Origin of the sequence: Pseudomonas eucalypticola (assembly GCF_013374995.1) — a bacterium.
GTDB classification, from domain to species: Bacteria; Pseudomonadota; Gammaproteobacteria; order Pseudomonadales; family Pseudomonadaceae; genus Aquipseudomonas; species Aquipseudomonas eucalypticola.
This window is the reverse complement of the sequence record NZ_CP056030.1, coordinates 1,898,187-1,917,980: the sequence shown is the minus strand read 5'-3', so window position 1 is coordinate 1,917,980 and position 19,794 is coordinate 1,898,187. Positions and strand designations below refer to the sequence as shown.

The 19,794-nt window shown below is 63.7% G+C and carries 23 protein-coding genes; 11 read left to right on the top strand and 12 right to left on the bottom strand.

Features of this window, described 5'->3' with window-relative positions:
- Positions 1-5 precede the first annotated feature (5 nt).
- The 4 genes from rloB (at position 6) to HWQ56_RS08875 (ending at position 4,805) form a co-directional block, all read left to right on the top strand.
- Positions 6-1,538, top strand: a complete 1,533-nt coding sequence (gene rloB, locus HWQ56_RS08890) for an osmotic stress tolerance membrane protein RloB (protein ID WP_158153985.1) — start codon at positions 6-8, stop codon at positions 1,536-1,538.
- Entirely contained in the window at positions 1,539-2,519 is a 981-nt protein-coding gene (locus HWQ56_RS08885; RefSeq protein WP_176570242.1) for an alpha-L-glutamate ligase-like protein, read from the top strand.
- Positions 2,520-2,612: 93 nt separating this feature from the next.
- Positions 2,613-3,956: an aminodeoxychorismate synthase component I gene (gene pabB / locus HWQ56_RS08880; protein ID WP_176570241.1), complete on the top strand. Its 1,344-nt coding sequence runs from the start codon at positions 2,613-2,615 to the stop codon at positions 3,954-3,956.
- A 114-nt stretch (positions 3,957-4,070) separates the two neighbouring features.
- A complete protein-coding gene (locus HWQ56_RS08875) occupies positions 4,071-4,805 on the top strand; it encodes a phosphoadenylyl-sulfate reductase (protein WP_158154770.1) in 735 nt (244 codons plus the stop codon).
- 59 nt (positions 4,806-4,864) lie between these two features.
- Here HWQ56_RS08875 and cysB read toward each other — a convergent pair whose 3' ends face one another.
- The 3 genes from cysB to HWQ56_RS08860 all read right to left on the bottom strand — a co-directional run bounded on the left by cysB (position 4,865) and on the right by HWQ56_RS08860 (position 6,967).
- Positions 4,865-5,839, bottom strand: coding sequence for an HTH-type transcriptional regulator CysB (cysB, locus tag HWQ56_RS08870; protein ID WP_158154771.1), 975 nt, complete (start codon positions 5,837-5,839; stop codon positions 4,865-4,867).
- 120 nt (positions 5,840-5,959) lie between these two features.
- On the bottom strand, positions 5,960-6,460 hold the full coding sequence (locus HWQ56_RS08865; protein ID WP_158154772.1) for a universal stress protein: 501 nt from the start codon (positions 6,458-6,460) through the stop codon (positions 5,960-5,962).
- Positions 6,461-6,580: 120 nt separating this feature from the next.
- The gene (locus tag HWQ56_RS08860) at positions 6,581-6,967 is read right to left on the bottom strand and encodes a YbbN family protein (RefSeq protein ID WP_158154773.1); all 387 of its coding nucleotides are present in this window, start codon (positions 6,965-6,967) and stop codon (positions 6,581-6,583) included.
- Here HWQ56_RS08860 and HWQ56_RS08855 point away from each other — a divergent pair.
- Together HWQ56_RS08855 and HWQ56_RS08850 are read left to right on the top strand one after the other, a co-directional pair.
- Positions 6,966-7,415, top strand: coding sequence for a PilZ domain-containing protein (locus tag HWQ56_RS08855; RefSeq protein WP_158154774.1), 450 nt, complete (start codon positions 6,966-6,968; stop codon positions 7,413-7,415). The two genes, HWQ56_RS08860 and HWQ56_RS08855, sit on opposite strands and share 2 nt — an antisense overlap.
- A 158-nt stretch (positions 7,416-7,573) precedes the next feature.
- On the top strand, positions 7,574-8,650 hold the full coding sequence (locus HWQ56_RS08850) for a 3-deoxy-7-phosphoheptulonate synthase (RefSeq protein ID WP_158154775.1): 1,077 nt from the start codon (positions 7,574-7,576) through the stop codon (positions 8,648-8,650).
- Positions 8,651-8,708: 58 nt separating this feature from the next.
- Here HWQ56_RS08850 and HWQ56_RS08845 read toward each other — a convergent pair whose 3' ends face one another.
- Positions 8,709-8,990: a GNAT family N-acetyltransferase gene (locus HWQ56_RS08845; RefSeq protein ID WP_158154776.1), complete on the bottom strand. Its 282-nt coding sequence runs from the start codon at positions 8,988-8,990 to the stop codon at positions 8,709-8,711.
- 596 nt (positions 8,991-9,586) lie between these two features.
- Here HWQ56_RS08845 and HWQ56_RS08840 point away from each other — a divergent pair.
- Positions 9,587-9,838, top strand: coding sequence for an Lpp/OprI family alanine-zipper lipoprotein (locus HWQ56_RS08840; RefSeq protein ID WP_158154777.1), 252 nt, complete (start codon positions 9,587-9,589; stop codon positions 9,836-9,838).
- A 141-nt stretch (positions 9,839-9,979) separates the two neighbouring features.
- On the opposite strand, the gene HWQ56_RS08835 is transcribed toward HWQ56_RS08840, so the two are convergent.
- The 3 genes from HWQ56_RS08835 to HWQ56_RS08825 form a co-directional block, all read right to left on the bottom strand.
- Positions 9,980-10,987, bottom strand: coding sequence for a L,D-transpeptidase family protein (locus HWQ56_RS08835; protein WP_176570240.1), 1,008 nt, complete (start codon positions 10,985-10,987; stop codon positions 9,980-9,982).
- 109 nt (positions 10,988-11,096) lie between these two features.
- Positions 11,097-11,378 carry a hypothetical protein gene (locus HWQ56_RS08830; protein ID WP_158154779.1) on the bottom strand — a complete coding sequence of 94 codons (282 nt, stop codon included), beginning with the start codon at positions 11,376-11,378 and terminating at the stop codon, positions 11,097-11,099.
- A 57-nt stretch (positions 11,379-11,435) separates the two neighbouring features.
- Positions 11,436-12,041 (bottom strand): arylesterase, encoded by a 606-nt coding sequence (locus tag HWQ56_RS08825; protein WP_176572364.1) that lies wholly within the window; start codon positions 12,039-12,041, stop codon positions 11,436-11,438.
- Positions 12,042-12,051: 10 nt separating this feature from the next.
- Here HWQ56_RS08825 and HWQ56_RS08820 point away from each other — a divergent pair, with 10 nt between their 5' ends.
- Genes HWQ56_RS08820 through greB form a run of 3 tightly spaced genes read left to right on the top strand, consistent with a single transcriptional unit; the run spans position 12,052 to position 15,747 of the window.
- Positions 12,052-12,735 (top strand): ABC transporter ATP-binding protein, encoded by a 684-nt coding sequence (locus HWQ56_RS08820; protein ID WP_158154781.1) that lies wholly within the window; start codon positions 12,052-12,054, stop codon positions 12,733-12,735.
- Positions 12,735-15,239: an ABC transporter permease gene (locus HWQ56_RS08815; protein WP_176570239.1), complete on the top strand. Its 2,505-nt coding sequence runs from the start codon at positions 12,735-12,737 to the stop codon at positions 15,237-15,239. The genes HWQ56_RS08820 and HWQ56_RS08815 overlap by 1 nt, the downstream gene beginning before the upstream one ends.
- 34 nt (positions 15,240-15,273) lie before the next feature.
- On the top strand, positions 15,274-15,747 hold the full coding sequence (gene greB / locus HWQ56_RS08810) for a transcription elongation factor GreB (protein WP_176570238.1): 474 nt from the start codon (positions 15,274-15,276) through the stop codon (positions 15,745-15,747).
- Positions 15,748-15,799: 52 nt separating this feature from the next.
- Here greB and HWQ56_RS08805 read toward each other — a convergent pair whose 3' ends face one another.
- Positions 15,800-16,117: a hypothetical protein gene (locus HWQ56_RS08805; RefSeq protein WP_176570237.1), complete on the bottom strand. Its 318-nt coding sequence runs from the start codon at positions 16,115-16,117 to the stop codon at positions 15,800-15,802.
- A gap of 309 nt (positions 16,118-16,426) precedes the next feature.
- Between HWQ56_RS08805 and HWQ56_RS08800 the strand changes: the two genes are divergently transcribed.
- Positions 16,427-17,290 carry a PI-PLC domain-containing protein gene (locus tag HWQ56_RS08800; protein WP_176570236.1) on the top strand — a complete coding sequence of 288 codons (864 nt, stop codon included), beginning with the start codon at positions 16,427-16,429 and terminating at the stop codon, positions 17,288-17,290.
- A gap of 24 nt (positions 17,291-17,314) precedes the next feature.
- Here HWQ56_RS08800 and HWQ56_RS08795 read toward each other — a convergent pair whose 3' ends face one another.
- The 4 genes from HWQ56_RS08795 to HWQ56_RS08780 all read right to left on the bottom strand — a co-directional run bounded on the left by HWQ56_RS08795 (position 17,315) and on the right by HWQ56_RS08780 (position 19,778).
- Entirely contained in the window at positions 17,315-17,758 is a 444-nt protein-coding gene (locus HWQ56_RS08795; RefSeq protein ID WP_176570235.1) for a hotdog fold thioesterase, read from the bottom strand.
- A 176-nt stretch (positions 17,759-17,934) separates the two neighbouring features.
- On the bottom strand, positions 17,935-18,390 hold the full coding sequence (sixA, locus tag HWQ56_RS08790; RefSeq protein ID WP_176570234.1) for a phosphohistidine phosphatase SixA: 456 nt from the start codon (positions 18,388-18,390) through the stop codon (positions 17,935-17,937).
- The gene (locus HWQ56_RS08785; protein ID WP_176570233.1) at positions 18,387-18,734 is read right to left on the bottom strand and encodes a DUF4389 domain-containing protein; all 348 of its coding nucleotides are present in this window, start codon (positions 18,732-18,734) and stop codon (positions 18,387-18,389) included. Before HWQ56_RS08785 ends, sixA begins: the two co-directional genes overlap by 4 nt.
- Positions 18,735-18,752: 18 nt before the next feature.
- Positions 18,753-19,778, bottom strand: a complete 1,026-nt coding sequence (locus tag HWQ56_RS08780) for an NAD(P)H-dependent glycerol-3-phosphate dehydrogenase (RefSeq protein WP_158154788.1) — start codon at positions 19,776-19,778, stop codon at positions 18,753-18,755.
- Positions 19,779-19,794: the final 16 nt, after the last annotated feature.

The window sequence follows — 19,794 nt, the reverse complement described above, 5'->3', positions numbered from 1 at the left end:
CCTCAATGCGCTCGCTTACCCTCCACCTGAAAGTCCTTATCGCCGTCCTGGTCACCCTGGGCCTGGCGATCACGGCCTATCAGATTTTCGTGCTCGGCATTCCCATGACCGAAGACGAGACCGACGACCTGTGGAACATCGACGCCAAGGTCGAGTTCGTCGCCAGCACCAAGGACCCGGTCAAGATCCAGATGTTCGTGCCGCCGCTGACCCGCGACTTCGTCAGCCTCAACGAAAGCTTCATTTCCAACAACTACGGGGTGAACGTCAACCGCGTGGACGGCAACCGCAAGGTCACCTGGTCGGCGCGCCGGGCCAGCGGCAACCAGACCCTGTACTACCGCCTGGTGCTGACCAAGCGCTACAGCAGCGAAAAACCCAAGGTCAAGGGGCCGACCTTCCGTGACAGCATGGCCATCGACGGTCCGGAAAAGATTGCCGCCGAGGCGCTGCTGGCCCCCATTCGCCAGCATTCGGCGGACGTCGAAACCTTCGTCAGCGAAACCATCAAGCGGGTCAACAACCTCAGCGACGACAACGTCAAGCTGCTGCTGGCCGGCGACCCCTCCACGCCGCACAAGGCGGCCATCGTCGACCTGCTGCTGTCGATCGCCCACGTGCCCTTGGAAAAGGTACACACCATCCGCCTGGTGGCCGACCAGCCCCAGGCGCCTGAATTGTGGCTGCGCAGCTTCAATGGCAGCCAGTGGCTGTACTTCAACCCCGACACCGGCGAGCAGGGCCTGCCCAGTGACCGCCTGCTGTGGTGGACCGGTGATGAAAACCTGATCAGCGTGGAAGGGGGGAAAAAGGCCCTGGTGACGTTTACGCTGAACAACAGCGAAATGAACGCCATTCGCCTGGCCAAGCTGACCGACGAGAACACTGACGCCGACTTCCTCGAATACTCGCTGTACAGCCTGCCGCTGCAGACCCAGCAGACCTTCATGATCATGGTGATGATCCCCATCGGCGTGCTGGTGATCCTGATCCTGCGCAACCTGATCGGCCTGCAGACCCTGGGTACCTTCACCCCGGTGCTGATCGCCCTGGCCTTCCGCGAGACCCAGCTGGGCTTCGGCATCGCCCTGTTCACGGTGATCACGGCCCTGGGCCTGACCCTGCGCTCTTACCTTGAACACCTGAAATTGCAGATGCTGCCACGGCTTTCCGTGGTCCTGACCTTCGTGGTGGTGCTGATCGCCGCCATCAGCCTGTTCAGCCACAAACTGGGACTGGAACGCGGCCTGTCGGTGGCGCTGTTCCCCATGGTGATCCTGACCATGACCATCGAGCGCCTGTCCATCACCTGGGAAGAGCGCGGCGCCAGCCATGCCATGAAGGTCGCCATAGGCACCTTGTTCGCCGCGTCCCTGGCTCACCTGCTGATGACCGTGCCGGACCTGGTGTACTTCGTCTTCACCTTCCCGGCCATTCTGCTGATCATGGTGGGTTTCATGCTGGCCATGGGGCGCTACCGCGGCTACCGGCTGACCGAACTGCTGCGCTTTCGCGCCTTCGTCAAGGCGGACAGTTGAATGTTCGGCCTGATCAAGACCTGGAAGGCCCTGCAGGCGCGGGGCATCATGGGCATCAACCGGCGCAACGCCGATTACGTACTCAAGTACAACAAGCGCAGCCTGTACCCCATCGTCGATGACAAGATCATCACCAAGGCGCGGGCCATCGCCGCAGGCATCCATGTGCCGGAAATGTACGGGGTGATTTCCACCGAAAAGGAAATCGCCGGGCTCAAAGGCATCATCGGCGGGCGCAGCGACTTCGTCATCAAGCCGGCCCAGGGCGCGGGCGGTGACGGCATCCTGGTGGTCGCCGACCGTTTCGAGGACCGCTACCGCACGGTGTCGGGGCGCCTGATCAGCCATGACGAGATCGAACACCAGATCTCCAGCATCCTCACCGGCCTGTATTCCCTGGGCGGCCACCGTGACCGGGCATTGATCGAATACCGCGTCACCCCGGACCAGATCTTTCGCAGCATCAGCTACGAAGGCGTGCCGGACATCCGCATCATCGTGCTGATGGGCTACCCGGTGATGGCCATGCTGCGCCTGCCCACGCGCCAGTCCAACGGCAAGGCCAACCTGCACCAGGGCGCCATCGGCGTGGGCGTGGACCTGGCCACCGGCGTGACCCTGCGCGGCACCTGGCTGAACACCATTATCAGCAAGCACCCGGACACCACCAACGCGGTGGACGGCGTACAACTGCCCAACTGGGACGGCTTCATGAAGCTGGCCGCCGGTTGCTTCGAGCTGTGCGGCCTGGGCTACATCGGGGTGGACATGGTGCTGGACCAGGAAAAAGGCCCGCTGATCCTGGAACTCAACGCCCGCCCCGGGCTGAACATCCAGATCGCCAACGACTGCGGCCTGACCCACCGCACCCAGGCGGTGGAAGCGCGCCTGGCGGAACTGGCCAGCGAAAGCCGGGTGGAAACCCCCGAAGAGCGAGTGCGCTTTACCCAGGGGTTGTTCGGGCATGTGCCCACTGCATGAAAGCGCCTCGGCCGCCCAGGTAGTCGCCGCTACACAGTTTGTGACGACAGGACTACAATCGCCCCCTCGCCTGCCTGGTGCCGTATCAGCCACATGTCCATCTGTTTTGTACACCCCCTGCCCTACCGCCCCGACCCCGCCGCCTGGTTTTCCACGGTCCGCCATGCGCCGGGGGCGATTCTGCTCGACAGCGCCAAACCCGCCGCCGAGCGCGGGCGTTTCGACATCCTCAGCGCCTGGCCCCTGGCGGTGCTGCGCGCCGAACCCGAGGAGAACGGCGAAGCCTTCCTGCAACGCTTGCGTGTCGCGCTGGCCCGACTGGGCGAAGCACAGCTGCCCGACGGCCTGGACCTGCCTTTCGCCGGCGGCCTGATCGGCTACCTGAGCTACGACTTCGGCCGCCGCCTGGAGCACCTGCCCAGCCTCGCCGCGGACGACCTGCACCTGCCCGACGCCCACCTGGGCCTGTACGGCTGGGCACTGATCAGCGACCACCAGCGCGAGACCAGCCAACTGGTCTTCCACCCGACCCTGGAGGCCGACGAGCGCCTGCGCCTGCTGGAACTGTTTCAACAGCCCGCTGACCCGCGGGGGGCGCCGTTCAAGCTCGGCGCCCCCATGCGCCCGGACCTGAGCCCTGAACAGTACCGCCTGGCGTTCGAACGCATCCAGGCCTATATCGCCGCGGGCGACTGCTACCAGGTCAACCAGACCCAGCGCTTTCGCGCGCCTTGCCACGGCGACCCCTGGACGGCCTACCGTGCCCTGCGTGAAGCCTGCCCCACGCCGTTTTCGGGCTACCTGAGCCTGGAAGACGGCAGCGCGATCCTCAGCCTGTCGCCCGAACGCTTCATTCAAGTCCACGACCACCAGGTGGAAACCCGCCCCATCAAAGGCACCCGCCTGCGCGACAGGGACCCCGAGCGCGATGCCGCCAACGGCCGCGAGCTGCTGGCCAGCGTCAAGGACCGCGCGGAAAACCTGATGATCGTCGACCTGCTGCGCAACGACCTGGGGCGCACCTGCCGCATCGGCTCGGTGCGCGTGCCCGAGCTGTTCGCCCTGGAGAGCTACCCCAACGTGCACCACATGGTCAGCGCCGTGGTGGGCGAACTGGCCGAGGGCAAGGACTGCCTGGACCTGATTGCCGGGAGTTTTCCCGGCGGTTCCATCACCGGCGCACCGAAGATCCGCTCGATGCAGATCATCGACGAACTGGAACCCACCCGCCGCGCCCTGTATTGCGGCTCGCTGCTGTACCTGGACGTGCGCGGGCACATGGACAGTTCCATCGCCATCCGCAGCCTGCTGGTGAAGGACGGGCAAGTGAGTTGCTGGGGCGGGGGCGCCATCGTCGCCGATTCGCGCTGGGAAGACGAATATGCCGAATCGGTGTTCAAGGTCCAGGTGTTGATGGATACCCTGATACAGCTGTAAGCCGAAAGCGGCAGGCTGGCCTCAGACTGAATGGTTGAAGCTTGCCGCTGCCCGTTTTGTTACCATCGGTCACAAATGAGCGCCCAAGCGCCGAATGAACTAGGAAGCCGCCTGATGAGCCTGAACCTCGACGTCGCCGAACTCGCCGCGACTTATGCCAACAAGTCCGCCCAGGACATCCTGAAGCTCGCCTTCGAGCACTTCGGCGATGACCTGTGGATCTCCTTCAGCGGTGCCGAGGACGTGGTGCTGGTGGACATGGCGTGGAAGCTGAACAAGAACGTCAAGGTGTTCAGCCTCGACACCGGCCGCCTGCATCCGGAAACCTACCGGTTCATCGACCAGGTGCGTGAACACTACAAGATTGCCATCGAACTGGTGTCGCCCGACCACACCAGGCTGGAGCCGTTCGTCAAGGAAAAGGGCCTGTTCAGTTTCTACCGTGACGGCCATGGCGAATGCTGCGGCATCCGCAAGATCGAGCCGCTGCGCCGCAAACTGTCCACCGTCAGCGCCTGGGCCACCGGCCAGCGCCGCGACCAGAGCCCGGGCACCCGCAGCCAGGTCTCGGTGATGGAAGTCGACGGCGCGTTCTCGACACCCGAACGCACCTTGTACAAGTTCAACCCATTGGCGCAGATGACCAGCGAGGAAATCTGGGGCTACATCCGCATGCTCGAACTGCCGTACAACAGTTTGCACGAACGCGGTTTCATCAGCATCGGCTGCGAGCCCTGCACCCGCCCGGTGCTGCCGAACCAGCACGAACGCGAAGGCCGCTGGTGGTGGGAGGAAGCCACCCAGAAGGAATGCGGGCTGCACGCCGGCAACCTGATCCAGAAAGCCTGAACAAAAAAACCGGCCAGATTGGCCGGTTTTTTCATGGTCGCCCACAGGGCGCCGACATTTCAGTGGACCGGCAGCTCCACGCCGTCGAACAGCTCCTCCAGCTCTTGCTTGTTGTGGCACTGGATGGCCTTGGCCATGACATCACGGGTCAAATGCGGGGCGAACTTTTCAATGAAGTCGCACATGAAGCCACGCAGGAACGTGCCACGGCGGAAGCCGATCTTGGTGATGCTCGCTTCGAACAGGTGGTCCGCGTCCAGCATCACCAGGTCGTTGTCCAGCTTGGTGTCCACCGCCATCTTGGCGACGATGCCCACGCCCAGGCCCAGGCGCACGTAAGTCTTGATCACGTCGGCGTCGGCCGCGGTGAAAACCACCTTGGGGGTCAGGCCGCGGTGGCTGAACGCCTCGTCCAGCTTGGAACGGCCAGTAAAACCGAACACATAGGTAACGATGGGGTATTCGGCCAGCACTTCCAGGGTGAGCTTGGGCAGCTTGGTCAACGGGTGGCCCTGGGGCACCACCACGCAACGGTTCCAGCGGTAGCACGGCATCATGATCAGGTCACCGAACAGCTCCAGGGCCTCGGTGGCGATGGCGAAATCCACCGTGCCGTCAGCGGCCATTTCGGCGATCTGCATGGGCGAGCCCTGGTGCATGTGCAGCGCCACGTCCGGGTATTGCTTGATGAAGTTGCTGATCACCGGCGGCAAGGCATAGCGCGCCTGGGTGTGGGTAGTGGCGATCGACAGGGTGCCCTTCTTCTCGTTCGAGAACTCCTGGGCGATCTGCTTGATGCTCTCCACCTTGCGCAGGATTTCCCCGGCGGTGGTGATGATGCGCTCCCCTGCCGGCGTGACGCGGGTCAGGTGCTTGCCGCTACGGGCAAAGACTTCGACGCCCAGTTCGTCTTCCAGCAGGCGGATCTGCTTGCTGATGCCAGGTTGGGAGGTGTACAGGCTTTGTGCTGTCGCGGAGACGTTGAGGTCGTGGTGCGCTACTTCCCAGATGTAGCGCAGTTGTTGAAGCTTCATATGTATCCCTCAAAGCAAGTAGACGCCAACAGCGACGATTTATAACTATATTAATGGTCTAGGGGAGAAATCTAGAACTTTTTATCAAATTTTGTACGTGAGCGCACCTTCGCCGCGCATTCAGGCTTTGCGGCGACCCAATTGCTGGGACAGCGGCACCATGTACACGGGCACGGGCGAGAGCTGCAATACCCTGGCCGCCGTGCGGCCCAAGGGAGTGTCGGTACCCGCGCCCTGGCTGTGACTGCCGACGATCAACAGGTCGACCGCCAGGCGCTGGGCCTGGTCGAGGATGACCTGGGCGGGGTCGCCCTGGCGCACCCGCACCGCGGTAATCAGCGCCAGGTCTTGCTGACCCTCGCCCAATTCCTCGCGAAAACCGTCGAGCACCTTGCGCTCGATGCCCGCCATCATGGTGCTCAGGCCTTCGGTGTGAAGCTCATTGAGCGTGGGTTCGTCCAGGTAGCTCTGCAACACGGACTCGGCGAACAGCCCCATCGGCTCCACGGCATGGATGACGTACAGGTCGGCCTTGAAGGAGCGGGCCAGGGCAAGGGCGTGTTGCATGACGTAGGGGGCGTACAAGCCCAGATCAGTGGCATACAGCATCGAACGGATCATATGATCTCCTCGACTGCCAAAACGGCAGAGCTTGCTCAAGCTTAGCAGCGCCTCCCACAGTCCGGGGCTCCGCTCATAACCTGAGCGATGGTCGAACGCTCTCCGTTAATTGCTAGCGTTTCAAGGCAATTCGTCTGGCGCTCGGTTCAGCGCTTCGAGCAGGCGATGGTTGATCTCCCCTGCCAGCAGCCTGGCCTGCAGCGGGCCATGAAATTGGCCGTCGCGCACGACAAAGATTGCGGGCAGGTGAAAGACCTCGTACCTTTGCACCGCCCCGCCGTTGTCCCCCGCGTCGACCCAGCACACGCGCTGCACCGCCAGCGGCATGTTCGGTAGCTCGCGCCGGGCCACCCGGCAACTGGCGCAGCCCACGCTGGTGAAGACCAGCAGGGAGGTGCCCGGCGCGTCGAGCAATACGTGATCTATAGTCAAATCAGTCAGTTCCAGTTCCTGCACGACATCGCGGGAAGTCTCGTCAACCAACCGGCACTCGGAGCCTGTGTTCATGGGTCGTTTCCTGCCTCATCCTGTCGATGTTCCCGTGGAGCTGCGCCTGTGCCACCGCCCTCGTTTATCCGCTCGCCGTCTGCACCGGGTCAGCCTGGGCGGCGTGGCGTGCCGGCATCATCGCCGCTACCCGGTGGGCACCGCCATCGAGCTGAACATGCCGACCCTGGGCAACGGCACGCACTATCCCGGTTACGTGGCCTGGTGCCGCGAAGCAGCCCAAGGCTACCTGATTGGCGTGGCCTTTACCGACGAACAGACACTCTTCGGGGCGCGCATGGGTGAACAGGTGTGCCAGATTCAGCGCTATTGTGAAACCCATTCGCCCTTTTCCGATAACGTGGAAAGCATCGATGCGCTGGCACGCCAGTGGGTAGAACAGCACGCCGCGGAGTTTTCCCGTGCCAGCCTGGGCGAGGCGGTGTCCGCCGGAAACGCCCACCTGTAACCTGCCGTCACCGCTTGTTGGCGGCATTTACACAGCGGCCCATTGTCGCGCCACCGGGATCGCGCTAAGGTTCGGCTCCCCGCTGCGCCTAAAATAAGCTGTGCTCCGCCGCGCGGGGATCGCTGGCGGCCGGCACCCGTGACCTGACGAGTAACACGATGGCTGATTTACCGATCGACGACCTCAACGTCGCCTCCAACGACACCCTGATTACCCCTGAACAGCTCAAGCGGGACATTCCCCTGAGCGCCAGCGCGCTGAAGACCGTTTCCGAAGGCCGCCAGGTGGTGCGCGACATCCTCGACGGCAAGGACCACCGCCTGTTCGTGGTCATCGGCCCGTGCTCCATCCATGACATCAAGGCCGCCCATGAATACGCCGAGCGCCTGAAAGCCCTGGCCGCGGAGGTCAGCGACACCCTGTACCTGGTGATGCGCGTGTATTTCGAGAAGCCGCGTACCACCGTGGGCTGGAAAGGCCTGATCAACGACCCGTACCTGGACGACTCCTTCAAGATCCAGGATGGCCTGCACATCGGCCGTCAGTTGCTGCTGGACCTGGCGGAAATGGGCCTGCCCACCGCCACCGAGGCGCTGGACCCGATTTCGCCGCAGTACCTGCAGGACCTGATCAGCTGGTCGGCGATCGGCGCGCGCACCACCGAATCCCAGACCCACCGTGAAATGGCCTCGGGCCTGTCCTCGGCGGTCGGTTTCAAGAACGGCACCGACGGCGGCCTCACCGTGGCCATCAACGCCTTGCAGTCGGTGTCCAGCCCCCATCGGTTCCTGGGCATCAACCAGGAAGGCGGCGTGTCCATCGTCACCACCAAGGGCAACGCCTACGGCCATGTGGTACTGCGTGGCGGCAACGGCAAGCCCAACTATGACTCGGTCAGCGTCGCCCTGTGCGAGCAGGCCCTGGCCAAGGCCAACGTGCGCGCCAACATCATGGTCGACTGCAGTCACGCCAACTCCAACAAGGACCCGGCCCTGCAACCGCTGGTCATGGACAACGTGGCCAACCAGATCGTGGAAGGCAACAACTCGATCATCGGCCTGATGGTCGAGAGCCACCTGAACTGGGGCTGCCAGGCCATTCCCAAGGACCTGGCCGACCTGCAGTACGGCGTATCCATTACCGATGCGTGCATCGACTGGGCCAGCACCGAGACCACCCTGCGCAGCATGCATGCCAAGCTCAAGCACGTGCTGCCCAAGCGCGCCCGCGGCTGAGGCTGCGCGCAGAAACGCAAACGCCGGGGCATGCCCCGGCGTTTGCGTTCATGTGCGGTCAGATCTTGGCAGCGCGCCGCTGGTGCCGTTCCATGTAGCGCTCCACATACGAGCACGACGGGATCACGGTGTAGCCCATGCGCTCGGCATAAGCCAGCGCCTGTTCGGTAAGGGCCGCGGCAATGCCGCGACCGCGCAGCGCGTTGGGCACGAAGGTACGGTAGATATCCAGTGTCTGCTTACCCAGGTCCATGTAGGTCAGGTAAGCACGATGACCGTCCACATTGGTCTCGAACTGATGACCAGCCTGGTCATGGTGGATGGACAACGCCTCGCTCATCACAACTCCTCGCGGGTCTTGGAATTTGACCCTTACCTTACCGATGTTTTTCCGGCGAAGGAACCTCTACGCCACCCCGTGCCTGTTTCGACACCGAGACGAGCCGTGTCGTTCTCTTGCAAATGAGCACGTAGTCAATAGTAGGCGCCGTTGCCACCGACACTCAAGATACCCGCCCGGCTGCGCATTGAAATAGCGCGACCGAACATCTGAAGGCAGCCCCGACTGAACATTGCCGAATGTTAAAGCTAAGACGACTGCCGACACTTCAAGTCACTATTAGTTCAGTAAAAAACACTTTAGCAGGCTGTGTGAAACAGGTTAGGCCAGGCGCTGTTGTTTCATTGTTCCGCCATTGAAGAGTGATACAGCTCTCGCTCAATCGGTAGTGGCCAAACGCCGTTGGGCGAACTTGCACGGGGTGCGCAAAGCTCCCTGCCGACGCCGGTGAAGCGCGTCGAAGGGGCGCCAAGATTTTTTTTTGGTTCTTGCGTTAGGTCATTTTACTTACTACAAGTAATGGGTACTATGTACGCCGGCTATTTTCTCACTCACGAGAGATGGCTTTAAATAGAAAGTCCTTCAAGGGGATCACGATGAACAACGTTCTGAAATTCTCTGCTCTGGCCCTGGCCGCTGTTCTGGCCGCCGGTTGCAGCAGCGCCTCCAAAGAAACCGACGCTCGCCTGACCGCTACCGAAGACGCTTCGGCTCGCGCTCAAGCTCGTGCTGACGAAGCTTATCGCAAGGCTGACGAAGCTCTGGCTGCTGCCCAGAAAGCTCAACAGACTGCTGACGAAGCCAACGAGCGCGCTCTGCGCATGCTGGACAAGGCAAGCCGCAAGTAATAATCCCCCCGGGATTGTTGCCAGGCCAGCCCACCTCAGGTGGGCTGGCTTTTTTATGCCCGCGTCAAACGCCATGCCTGAAAAACCATCGGCCATGAAAAAGGGAAGCCGAGGCTTCCCCTTTTGCGAGTCGGCTGCCGATCAATCCATCGGCTGTACCGGCACCTGCGGTGTCGGCTTGACCGGCGCGGTGGAAATGATGGCGTCGCTGGCAGAGCCCGCCACACCTGGGGCAGCGATTTCCACCGGCATGCCGTCTTCGGCGGCCACCACGTCGCGCACGGTGTCCCAGTTCATCTGCATGTTGCCGCTGAGGTCCGGGCGGTTGAGCATGGCGTTGATCACCGAGGTGTGCTTGTCCACGGCCGACGGGTCGCCCTTGGCGTCCAGCGGGGTATGCGCCTCGATGTAGACCTTGCCGCCGCTCACGCCAAACTTGTAGGGCTCGTTGATGATGCGTACCGGCGTGCCCACTGGCACCATCTTGGAGAGTTCCAGCACGTTGAAGTTGTACATGCGGAAGCAACCGTGGCTGGTGCGCATGCCAATGCCGAACTTCTTGTTGGAACCGTGAATCAGGTAACCCGGCAGGCCCAGGGTGAACTTGAACGGCCCCAGGGGGTTGTCCGGGCCGGCCGGTACCACGTTGGGCAACGGGTCGCCGTCGGCAGCGTGCTCGGCCTTGATCGAAGCCGGCGGCGTCCAGGTGGGGTTGGGGATCTTGCCGGTGACCTTGGTCTGGGAAATGGGCGACCCCCAGCCCTCACGGCCAATGCCGATGGGGTAGGTGTACACCACGTTCTGGCCCTTGGGGAAGTAGTACATGCGGTACTCGGGCAGGTTGATCACGATGCCTTCGCGCGGGCCCGGGGGCAGAATGAAGCGGGTGGGCAGCACGATCTCGGTACCGGCGCCGGGCAACCAGGCATCGACGCCCGGGTTGGCGGCGATCATTTCCAGGTAACCCAGGTCGTTGGCTTCGCCCAGGTCGGCAAAGGTGTCTTCGTACTTGGCCTTGATCACCTGGACCTGGCCGACGATGTCTTCGCCCGGCGGCGGCAGCGGGTATTCGGTAGCGCCAGCCGAGCCGGCAGCGATCGCGGCGGTCAGGGCCAGGCAACGGGTGACGACGGAAAAGCGCGGCAACATCCGAGGATCCTTTGCAAAACGAGAGGAATAATCGGCCGATTGTACACTGGCGTTCCGCCGACCGGGAGGCATCCCGGCGGTTGTTGGATGAGCAGTTGTTCAGGAATGCCTAGAGCTGGGGCCACACGGGCCGGGTGCCCTGTTTTTGCGCGTGAAGGATGGCCTTGCACAGGGGGCAAAGGCGCTTGTCGCGAAAGATAGAGGGCGCCACCCCGGACCAGCGCGGTTGCGCGGGCAGCAGGGTGCCACACAGGGTGCGATCGGCGGAGCCACCGAGTTCCAGTTGGCGTGCGATCAGGTGCACGCGAATTTCCTGGCACGCGAACAGATCGAGCTGCTCATCGGGCTCGATAAGTTGGTAGGCAAACAGGGACCAGGCAGGACGCGGCATTGGGGGCTCCAGATCGGGGGGCGCCACATTAGCCGAAAGGCGGTCACTAGAAAAGCGTCAAAGCAGCGGTTTGAGCTGCGGCCAGACATTTTCCAGCAACTTGCCCTGGGCATTCACCGCCGGGTGAATGCCATCGGCCTGCATCAGCGCAGGCACACCCCCTACCCCTTCGAGGAAAAACGGCACCAGCGGCACCTGTTTCTGCTCACCCAACTGGCTGTAGACCTGGGCAAAGGCTTGGGTGTAGCGCGCACCGTAGTTGGGGGGCAGCTTCATGCCCAGCAACAGTACCTTGGCACCGGCTGCGCGGGACGCGTCGATCATCGCCGCAAGATTCTGTTGCATTTGCGCCGGAGGGTGCCCCTGCAAGCCGTCATTGCCGCCCAGCTCCACGATCACCACGCTTGGCTTGTTGGCCGCCAGCAGCGCCGGCAGCCGCGCCTGGCCGTTGGCAGTGGTGTCGCCGGAGATCGAGGCATTGACCACCGAATCCTTGAAACCCTCGTGCTCAAGCCGTTGTCGCAGTAACGACACCCACCCCTTGCTGGTATCCAGGCCCAAACCGGCGCTGATACTATCGCCCACGACCAGCACGGTACCCGCCGCTGCGTTTTGCGCCATCAGCATCAGCGCCAGACCAGCACTCAACCACCACACTCGCATCGGATTCTCCATGGGCCCAAGCATCCTCAAAGCTCAGAACCTTAGCAAAGTGGTTCCCAGCGCGGAAGGTGAACTCACCATCCTGCATGAATTGTCACTGGACCTGAACAAGGGCGACAGCCTGGCCATCGTTGGCGCGTCGGGGTCTGGCAAATCCACCTTGCTGGGCCTGCTGGCCGGGCTGGACCTGCCCAGCGGTGGCAACGTGAACCTGGCCGGGCGTGACCTCAGCCAGCTGGACGAAGATCAGCGCGCCCGGGTACGGGCCGAGCACGTGGGCTTCGTGTTCCAGTCTTTCCAGTTGCTCGACAGCCTGAACGCCCTGGAAAACGTCATGCTGCCCCTGGAGCTGGACGGGCGCGCCGACGCCCGCGACATTGCCCGGGGCCTGCTGGAGCGCGTTGGCCTGGGCCAGCGCCTGAGCCACGCCCCCCGGCAATTGTCCGGCGGTGAGCAGCAACGGGTGGCCATTGCCCGTGCCTTCGCGGCGGAGCCCGACGTGCTGTTCGCCGACGAACCCACCGGCAACCTCGACAGCCACACCGGTGAGCGCATCAGCGACCTGCTGTTCGAACTGAACAAGGAACGCGGTACCACCCTGGTGCTGGTAACCCACGACGAACGCCTGGCGCACCGTTGCCGGCGCCTGATCCGCCTCGATGCCGGCCGCCTGGTCGGCCCCCTGGAGCCCTGATGGCTGGTTTGCCACTCTCGCGCCTGATGTCGCTGTCGGTGCGCCAGTTGCTTCGCGATGCCCGCGCAGGTGAACTGCGCGTACTGTTTTTCGCCCTGCTGGTGGCCGTGGCGGCCAGCACCGCCATCGGCTATTTCGGTGCCCGCCTGAACGCCGCCATGCTGCTGCGGGCCACCGAATTTCTGGGCGCCGACCTGGTGCTGCAGGGCACCACGCCTGCGCGCCCGGAGCAGATACGCCTGGGCCGCGAGCAAGGCCTGAACCACGCGCGGGTGGTGGAATTCGCCAGCGTGGTGGCCACCGACAACGGTATCCAGCTGTCCAGCATCAAGGCGGTGGATGACAATTACCCCCTGCGCGGCCAGCTCAAGAGCGCTGCCCAGCCCTATGGCGAAGAAACCGCCGGCGGGCGCCCCGAGCCCGGGCAGGCCTGGGTGGAGTCGCGGTTGCTGGCGGCACTGAACCTGAAGATCGGTGACAGCATCGATGTAGGCAACAAGACCCTGCACCTGGCGCGGGTGCTGACCTATGAGCCTGACCGCGCCGGCAACTTCTACAGCCTTACGCCGCGGGTGATGATCAACGAAGCCGACCTGGCCGCCACCGGGGTCATCCAACCCGGCAGCCGTGTCACCTTCCGTGAACTGTGGAGCGGCAAGCCCACCGCCCTGGCCGCCTACGCCCAGACCGTGCGTGCCGGCCTGGCACCCAACCAGCGGCTGCAGGATGCGCGCGACGGCAACCAGCAGATTGGCGGCGCCCTGAGCAAGGCCGAACGCTACCTGAACTTGGCCAGCCTGGTGGCCGTGTTGCTGTCTGGCGTCGCGGTGGCGCTATCGGCCAGTCGCTTTGCCAACCGGCGCTTCGATGCCAGCGCATTGCTGCGCTGCCTGGGCCTGTCGCGTCGGGAAGTGCTGTTGTCGTTCTGCATTCAACTGACCGTGCTAGGCGTGCTCGCCTGCGTCAGTGGCGCGGTGCTGGGCTGGCTGGCGCAACTGGGGCTGTTCAAGCTGCTTCAGGGCCTGCTCCCCAGTGTGGTGCCCGGCGGCGGCGCACTGCCGGCCCTGGCCGGCATCGGTACCGGGCTGGTGGCCCTGGCCGGCTTCGCCCTGCCGCCCCTGGCCGCCCTGGGCCGTGTGCCACCGCTGCGGGTCCTGCGCCGCGACCTGCTGCCCGTGCCCCCGAGCACCTGGTTGGTGTACGGCCTGGCAGTGCTGGCCCTGGGCCTGATCATGTGGCGCCTGAGCCTGGACCTGGTGCTGACCTTTGCGCTGCTGGCCGGCGGCGCGGTGGCGGCGGTACTGCTGGGCGGCGTGTTGCTGCTGGCTCTGCAAAGCCTGCGACGCGTGCTGGCGGGCGCCACCCTGCCCTGGCGCCTGGGCCTGGGACAACTGTTGCGCCACCCCCTGGCGGCAGCCGGCCAGTCCCTGGCATTCGGCCTGATCCTGCTGTCCATGGCCTTGATCGCGCTGCTGCGCGGCGAACTGCTGGACACCTGGCAGAACCAGTTGCCCAAGGATGCCCCGAACTATTTCGCCCTCAACATCCTGCCCAGCGACAAGGACAGTTTCGCCCAGCGCCTGAGCAGCTATTCGGCTCGGTCGGCGCCCCTGTACCCGGTGATTCCCGGGCGCCTGACTGCCGTCAACGGCGAGGCGGTTCGCCAACTGGTGACCAAGGACTCCCGTGGCGAGCAGGCCACGGAACGCGACTTGAGCCTGACCTGGTCCGCCGACGTGCCGCCCGGCAACAGCCTCAGCCTGGGCCAATGGTGGGGCGCCACCCCGGCACCCGGCCTGCCGGGCGTTTCGGTGGAGGCCAAGCTGGCCAACAGCCTGAAACTCAAACTGGGTGACACCCTGACCTTCAACATCGGCGGCAGCGAGCGCCAGGCCAAGGTCACGAGCCTGCGGGACGTGCATTGGGACAGCTTTCAGCCCAACTTCTACATGATCTTCCAGCCCGGCACCCTTACCGACCTGCCCACCACCTACCTGACCAGCTTCTACCTGGCCCCAGGGCACGACCAGCAGGTGGTGGAACTGGCCCGAGCCTTCCCGGCCGTGACCTTGCTGCAGGTCGAGGCGTTGCTGGAGCAACTGCGCAGCATTCTCGCCCAGGTCACCCTGGCGGTGGAATATGTGCTGCTGTTCGTGCTGGCCGCGGGCATGGCCGTGCTGTTCTCCGGCCTGCAGGCCACGCTGGACGAACGCATCCGTCAAGGCGCCCTGCTGCGCGCCCTGGGCGCCGAGCGCCGGCTGCTGGTCAAGGCGCGGCGCATCGAGTTCGGGCTGCTGGGGGCGGCCAGCGGCGTGCTGGCAGCGGTAGGCACCGAACTGATCAGCTTGGCGCTGTACCGCTATGCCTTCAATTTGCAGTGGCACCCACATCCCTGGTTGCTGATGCTGCCGTTGGTGGGGGCCCTGCTGATCGGTGGCGCAGGGGTGTTCGGCACCCGCCGTGCGCTGAACGCCAGCCCATTGGCCGTGTTGCGCGACAGCTGAGCCAGCGGTTCTTAATTACAGTCAGGAGATAGCGTTGGCCACCAACATCATTACCCGAAAAGGCCACGAGGCGCTCAAGGGCGAACTCGACCACCTGTGGCGTGTGTACCGCCCCGAAATTACCCAGAAGGTCGCGTGGGCTGCGTCCCTGGGCGACCGCAGCGAAAACGCCGATTACCAGTACAACAAGAAACTGTTGCGTGAAATCGACCGGCGCGTGCGTTACCTGCGCAAGCGCCTGGAAGACGTCAAGGTGGTCGACTATTCCCCTGAGCAAGAGGGCAAGGTGTTTTTTGGTGCCTGGGTCGAGGTCGAGAATGACGAAGGGGAGACGAAGAAATTTCGCATCGTGGGCTATGACGAAATCTACGGCCGCAATGACTACATCTCGATCGACTCCCCCATGGCGCGCGCGCTGCTGAAGAAAGAACGCGACGACGAAGTGCGTGTTCAGACCCCATCGGGCGAAGCGACGTGGTACGTGAACAGCATCAGTTATGAAGGGTAACGCCAGCCACCCCACGGCATGAGGCGGGCCGCCCGGCCAAATCTCGGGCCGGTCAACGCGGCTGGCGAAACGTTACCAGCCCCTGACGTGCCACGCGCGTCAGGTGGCCAATGACCTGGGCGGCCTGCTCGGAACAGGGCGAATGCACGACTGCCAGATCGAAGCGGTCGTTGGCCAGGCCGACCAGAGACTCGCCTGGGGCGACGAACTGGATCAGGGAGGCACTGGCCCTGCCCGCCCGCCGTGGCCAACCATCGAGGTAACGCAGCAACGTGGGCTGATGCTGGCCGACCAGAAGAATACGAGGGGTACGGGCCGTGCTGCTCGCGGGCAGCGGCGCCAGGCAAACGATAGGACGGGGGCAACTCATGGTGGTGTCTTCCAAGCCTCGCAAGTCCCGCTGGGCTGCGGTGGGAGGCGACACCGAACCAGCGTTTTAGCGGTATTTCGAACCCCTTGGAAAAGGAAGTTCCGCGCCCCGCAAGTAGCTGTCTTAAATCGGCGCTTGGGTGTCATCCTAGTAAAACGATGGCATTTATGTCAATCGGCCCAATGCGAATTCCCCGCATGGCCCCAGAGGCAAGCTTTCCGGCTCGGCCGCTCATCTTCCCCGCCTTAGCATGGTCGGGTATCGACGCGTCGATACATCACCCACGAGCATTGCCAAGGAAGGGCCATCATGAGAGTCAACAATCAAGACCGTCTGCATACCTGGATGGGAAATAACGCCATCATCGGCAACCTGCCCATCAACAAGCTGGTACTGCCGGGCAGCCACGATTCAGGCAGCACCAAGGAACGCCGGGACCAGATGCAACTGCCCCACGAGGTGACCCAGGATGTCTCCCTGATCAAACAGATTCGAGGCGGCATCCGCGTACTGGACCTGCGTGTCCACTGTTGTGAACAGTTCCGGCCCGGGGATCCGAGGCGCTTTCAACTGAGGCATTTCACTAGCACGGGGGTGAGCCTGGAAGCCGACCTTCTCGAGCCTTTGCTGGACTACTTCAAGGCCGCCGACACCCAGAAAGAGATCATCATTCTGGACTTTCACGAGCTGCACGGTTTTACCTCTGCCATACACCAGGAATTTCAGGCAATGCTGATAGGGCGCCTGGGGCCGCGCTGCCTGCCGGCCGATGTACTGGGCAAAAACCTCGTCCATCTGTGGTTGAACCACCCCGGCAAGAACCTGGTGCTGGCCTACGCCGGCCCTGCCTTTCATCCTTCTTTCTGCAACGCCGTGACGCAGCGATGGAGCGGCAGCAACACCAATACCACCGCCACGCTGAAAACGTTCATGGACGAGGTTGCCGAAGAGTGGAAGCCCAATGGACAACTACGTGCCATTCAGTGCGCCAAATACGCGCTGCCGCTGTTTGTGCCAGACGACTTCAGTAACAAAATCGACCAGTGGTTTCACTCCGAGGACGAGAACAGCTATATCCAGAAGTTCTACATCATCAACACCGATTGGAGCCTGCGCAGCCGTATCGTCGCCAACTGCATCCATGCCAGCGTTGTCCGTGCCATGAATGCCTGACATCCAGCGCAGCAGCCTTCGCCCTTACCGGCCTGGCGGGTTCTCGCCCAGCGGGACCACGGCCACGGTCAGCCGCGAAATGCAGTTGAGCTTGCCGCGCTCGTCGCTCAGGCGAATGTCCCACACGTGGGTGGTGCGTCCAATGTGCACTGCCCGCGCCACGCCGGTGACCCTGCCACTGCGCACGCCGCGCACGTGGTTGGCGTTAACCTCCAGGCCCACGCAGTAATGGGTGCTGGGGTCGATACACAGGTAGCTGGCCATGGAGCCCAGGGTTTCGGCCAGTACCACCGAGGCACCGCCATGCAGCAGGCCGTAGGGCTGGTGGGTGCGGTGGTCGACGGCCATGCTGGCCGTGAGCGATTCGGCGTCGACAGCCTCGAAGCGAATGTCGAGCACTTCGCCGATGGTGTTTTTCTGCGCCTCGTTGAACTGATCGAGGTTGGGTTCGGTGCGCCATAGGGTCATGGAAATGTCCTTGTACCGGAATATTCATGGCAACCCTGCGCCTGGCCGGGCCAGGTTCAAGGCTGCCGCAATCAACCACGCCACTATCTTTGCCACCCACCAGGGTGACAAGCGAGGGGGCGGTTCCAGGCTGGCATTTGGCCGTTACGCCGCCGTTGCCGCTCTGCGCCTGGCGCTCAAGCGTGATGCACGGCTTTGACGGTCAGCAGCCCGGCCAGCGGCCACTCGCCTTCCAGGACCGCCAGGCTGGCGGTGTCCATGGCGCGCGGGGTTTTCAGGTGCCCGTTCTCCAGCAGGCCAACCAACGCACCCACCAACGGCTGATGGCTCACCAACAGCACATTGTCCTCGGCCAGCGCATCCAACTGGCTGATCACTTCGCCAGGGTCGGTCTCGGGCGTCAACCACGGCACCGTGACGATGGGGCGTTCCAGCGCCAACGCCTCATGAACGATACCGGCGGTTTGCTGAGCGCGGACATAGGGGCTGGCAAAGAGGACGGTGAGCGGCTCACCCAGCAGGTGCGCGGCACTGCGCAACACCTGTTCGCGGCCGTGGTCGGTGAGTTCGCGCAGGCTGTCCTGGGCGGCGTGGCCCTGGGCCTCGCCATGGCGCAGGATCCATAGCTTCACAGTTTGGGCTCCTCGTCGCGCGCCGGGTGCGCCGCCGGCGGCACGCTGTGGGGCGCCTCGCCTTCGGGGGCGCGGGCCGCGGGCCAATCGGCGAAGGGCCAGGGTTTCTGCTCGGTGTGGAAGCTACCGAAGCGGCCGATCTGGGCCATGAACTGGCTCAGGCTGTCGCCGAAGTTCATCAGGCTCAGGTTCGGTGCCCCGTACACCAGGCGGTAGATCAACTGGATCAGCACCACGGCGCCCAGCAGCAACTGCGCCGCTTGCCACACCAGTACGTACAGCACCATCCACAGCACCCGCAGCAGGATCGATTCCTGGCTGGGTTTGAGAGGCGAATCACTCATGTCCGTTGCTCCTGCGTATCAGTTGAAACCACTGATGGAAATGAAATCGACGTCGGTCTTGGGTTCAGCGCGCATCAGCAGCTCGATCACCTGGGCCAGGGTACGCCCTTCGAACAGGATCGCGTGCAACCCGGCTACCAGCGGCATGTAGACGTTCAGCTCCTGGGCCTTCGCCTTGAGCACCTTGAGGGTATTGACGCCCTCGGCGACTTCGCCCAGGCGCGTCACGGCTTCTTCAAGGCTCAACCCCTGCCCCAGCGCATGGCCGACCTGGTAATTGCGGCTTTTGGGCGAGGAGCAGGTGACGATCAGGTCACCCACCCCGGCCAGGCCCAGGAAGGTCATGGGGTTGGCGCCCTGGCTGACCGCGAAGCGGGTCATCTCGGCCAGCGCGCGGGTGATCAGCATGCTCTTGGTGTTCTCTCCCATGCCCAGCGCCACGGCCATGCCGGCGATGATGGCGTAGACGTTCTTCAGTGCCCCGCCCAGCTCGACGCCGAAGCGGTCACTGCTGGCGTACACGCGAAACGTCGGCCCGTGCAGCGCGGCCTGCACCTCGGTACACAGTGCGTCGTCCTCGCTGGCCACTACCGTGGCGGTCAGCGCGTGCTCGGCCACTTCACGGGCCAGGTTCGGGCCCGACAGCACGCCGATGCGCGCGGCGGGCGCGATGTCGGTGAGGATCTCGCTCATCAGCTTGAACGTCTGGGCTTCGATGCCCTTGGTCAGGCTGACCAGCATGCGCCCGGCCAACAACTGCGCATGAGGCGCCAGCACGCTGCGCAAGGCGCTGGAAGGCAGCGCGACGAAGATCAGCTGGCTGCCTTGCAAGGTCGCCAGCAGGTCGGTGACCGGCTCGACACCGGGGTGGATCTTGATGCCCTTGAGGTAGCGCGGATTCTCGCGCTGGGTGCGGATCGCCTCGGCCTGCTGCGGGTCGCGCATCCATTGGCGCACGGCATGGCCATTTTCGGCCAGCAAGTTCGCCACGGCGGTGCCGAAACTCCCGCCCCCCAGCACTGCGACAGGCTGCTGTTCAGTCATATCCAATCCATCAAAA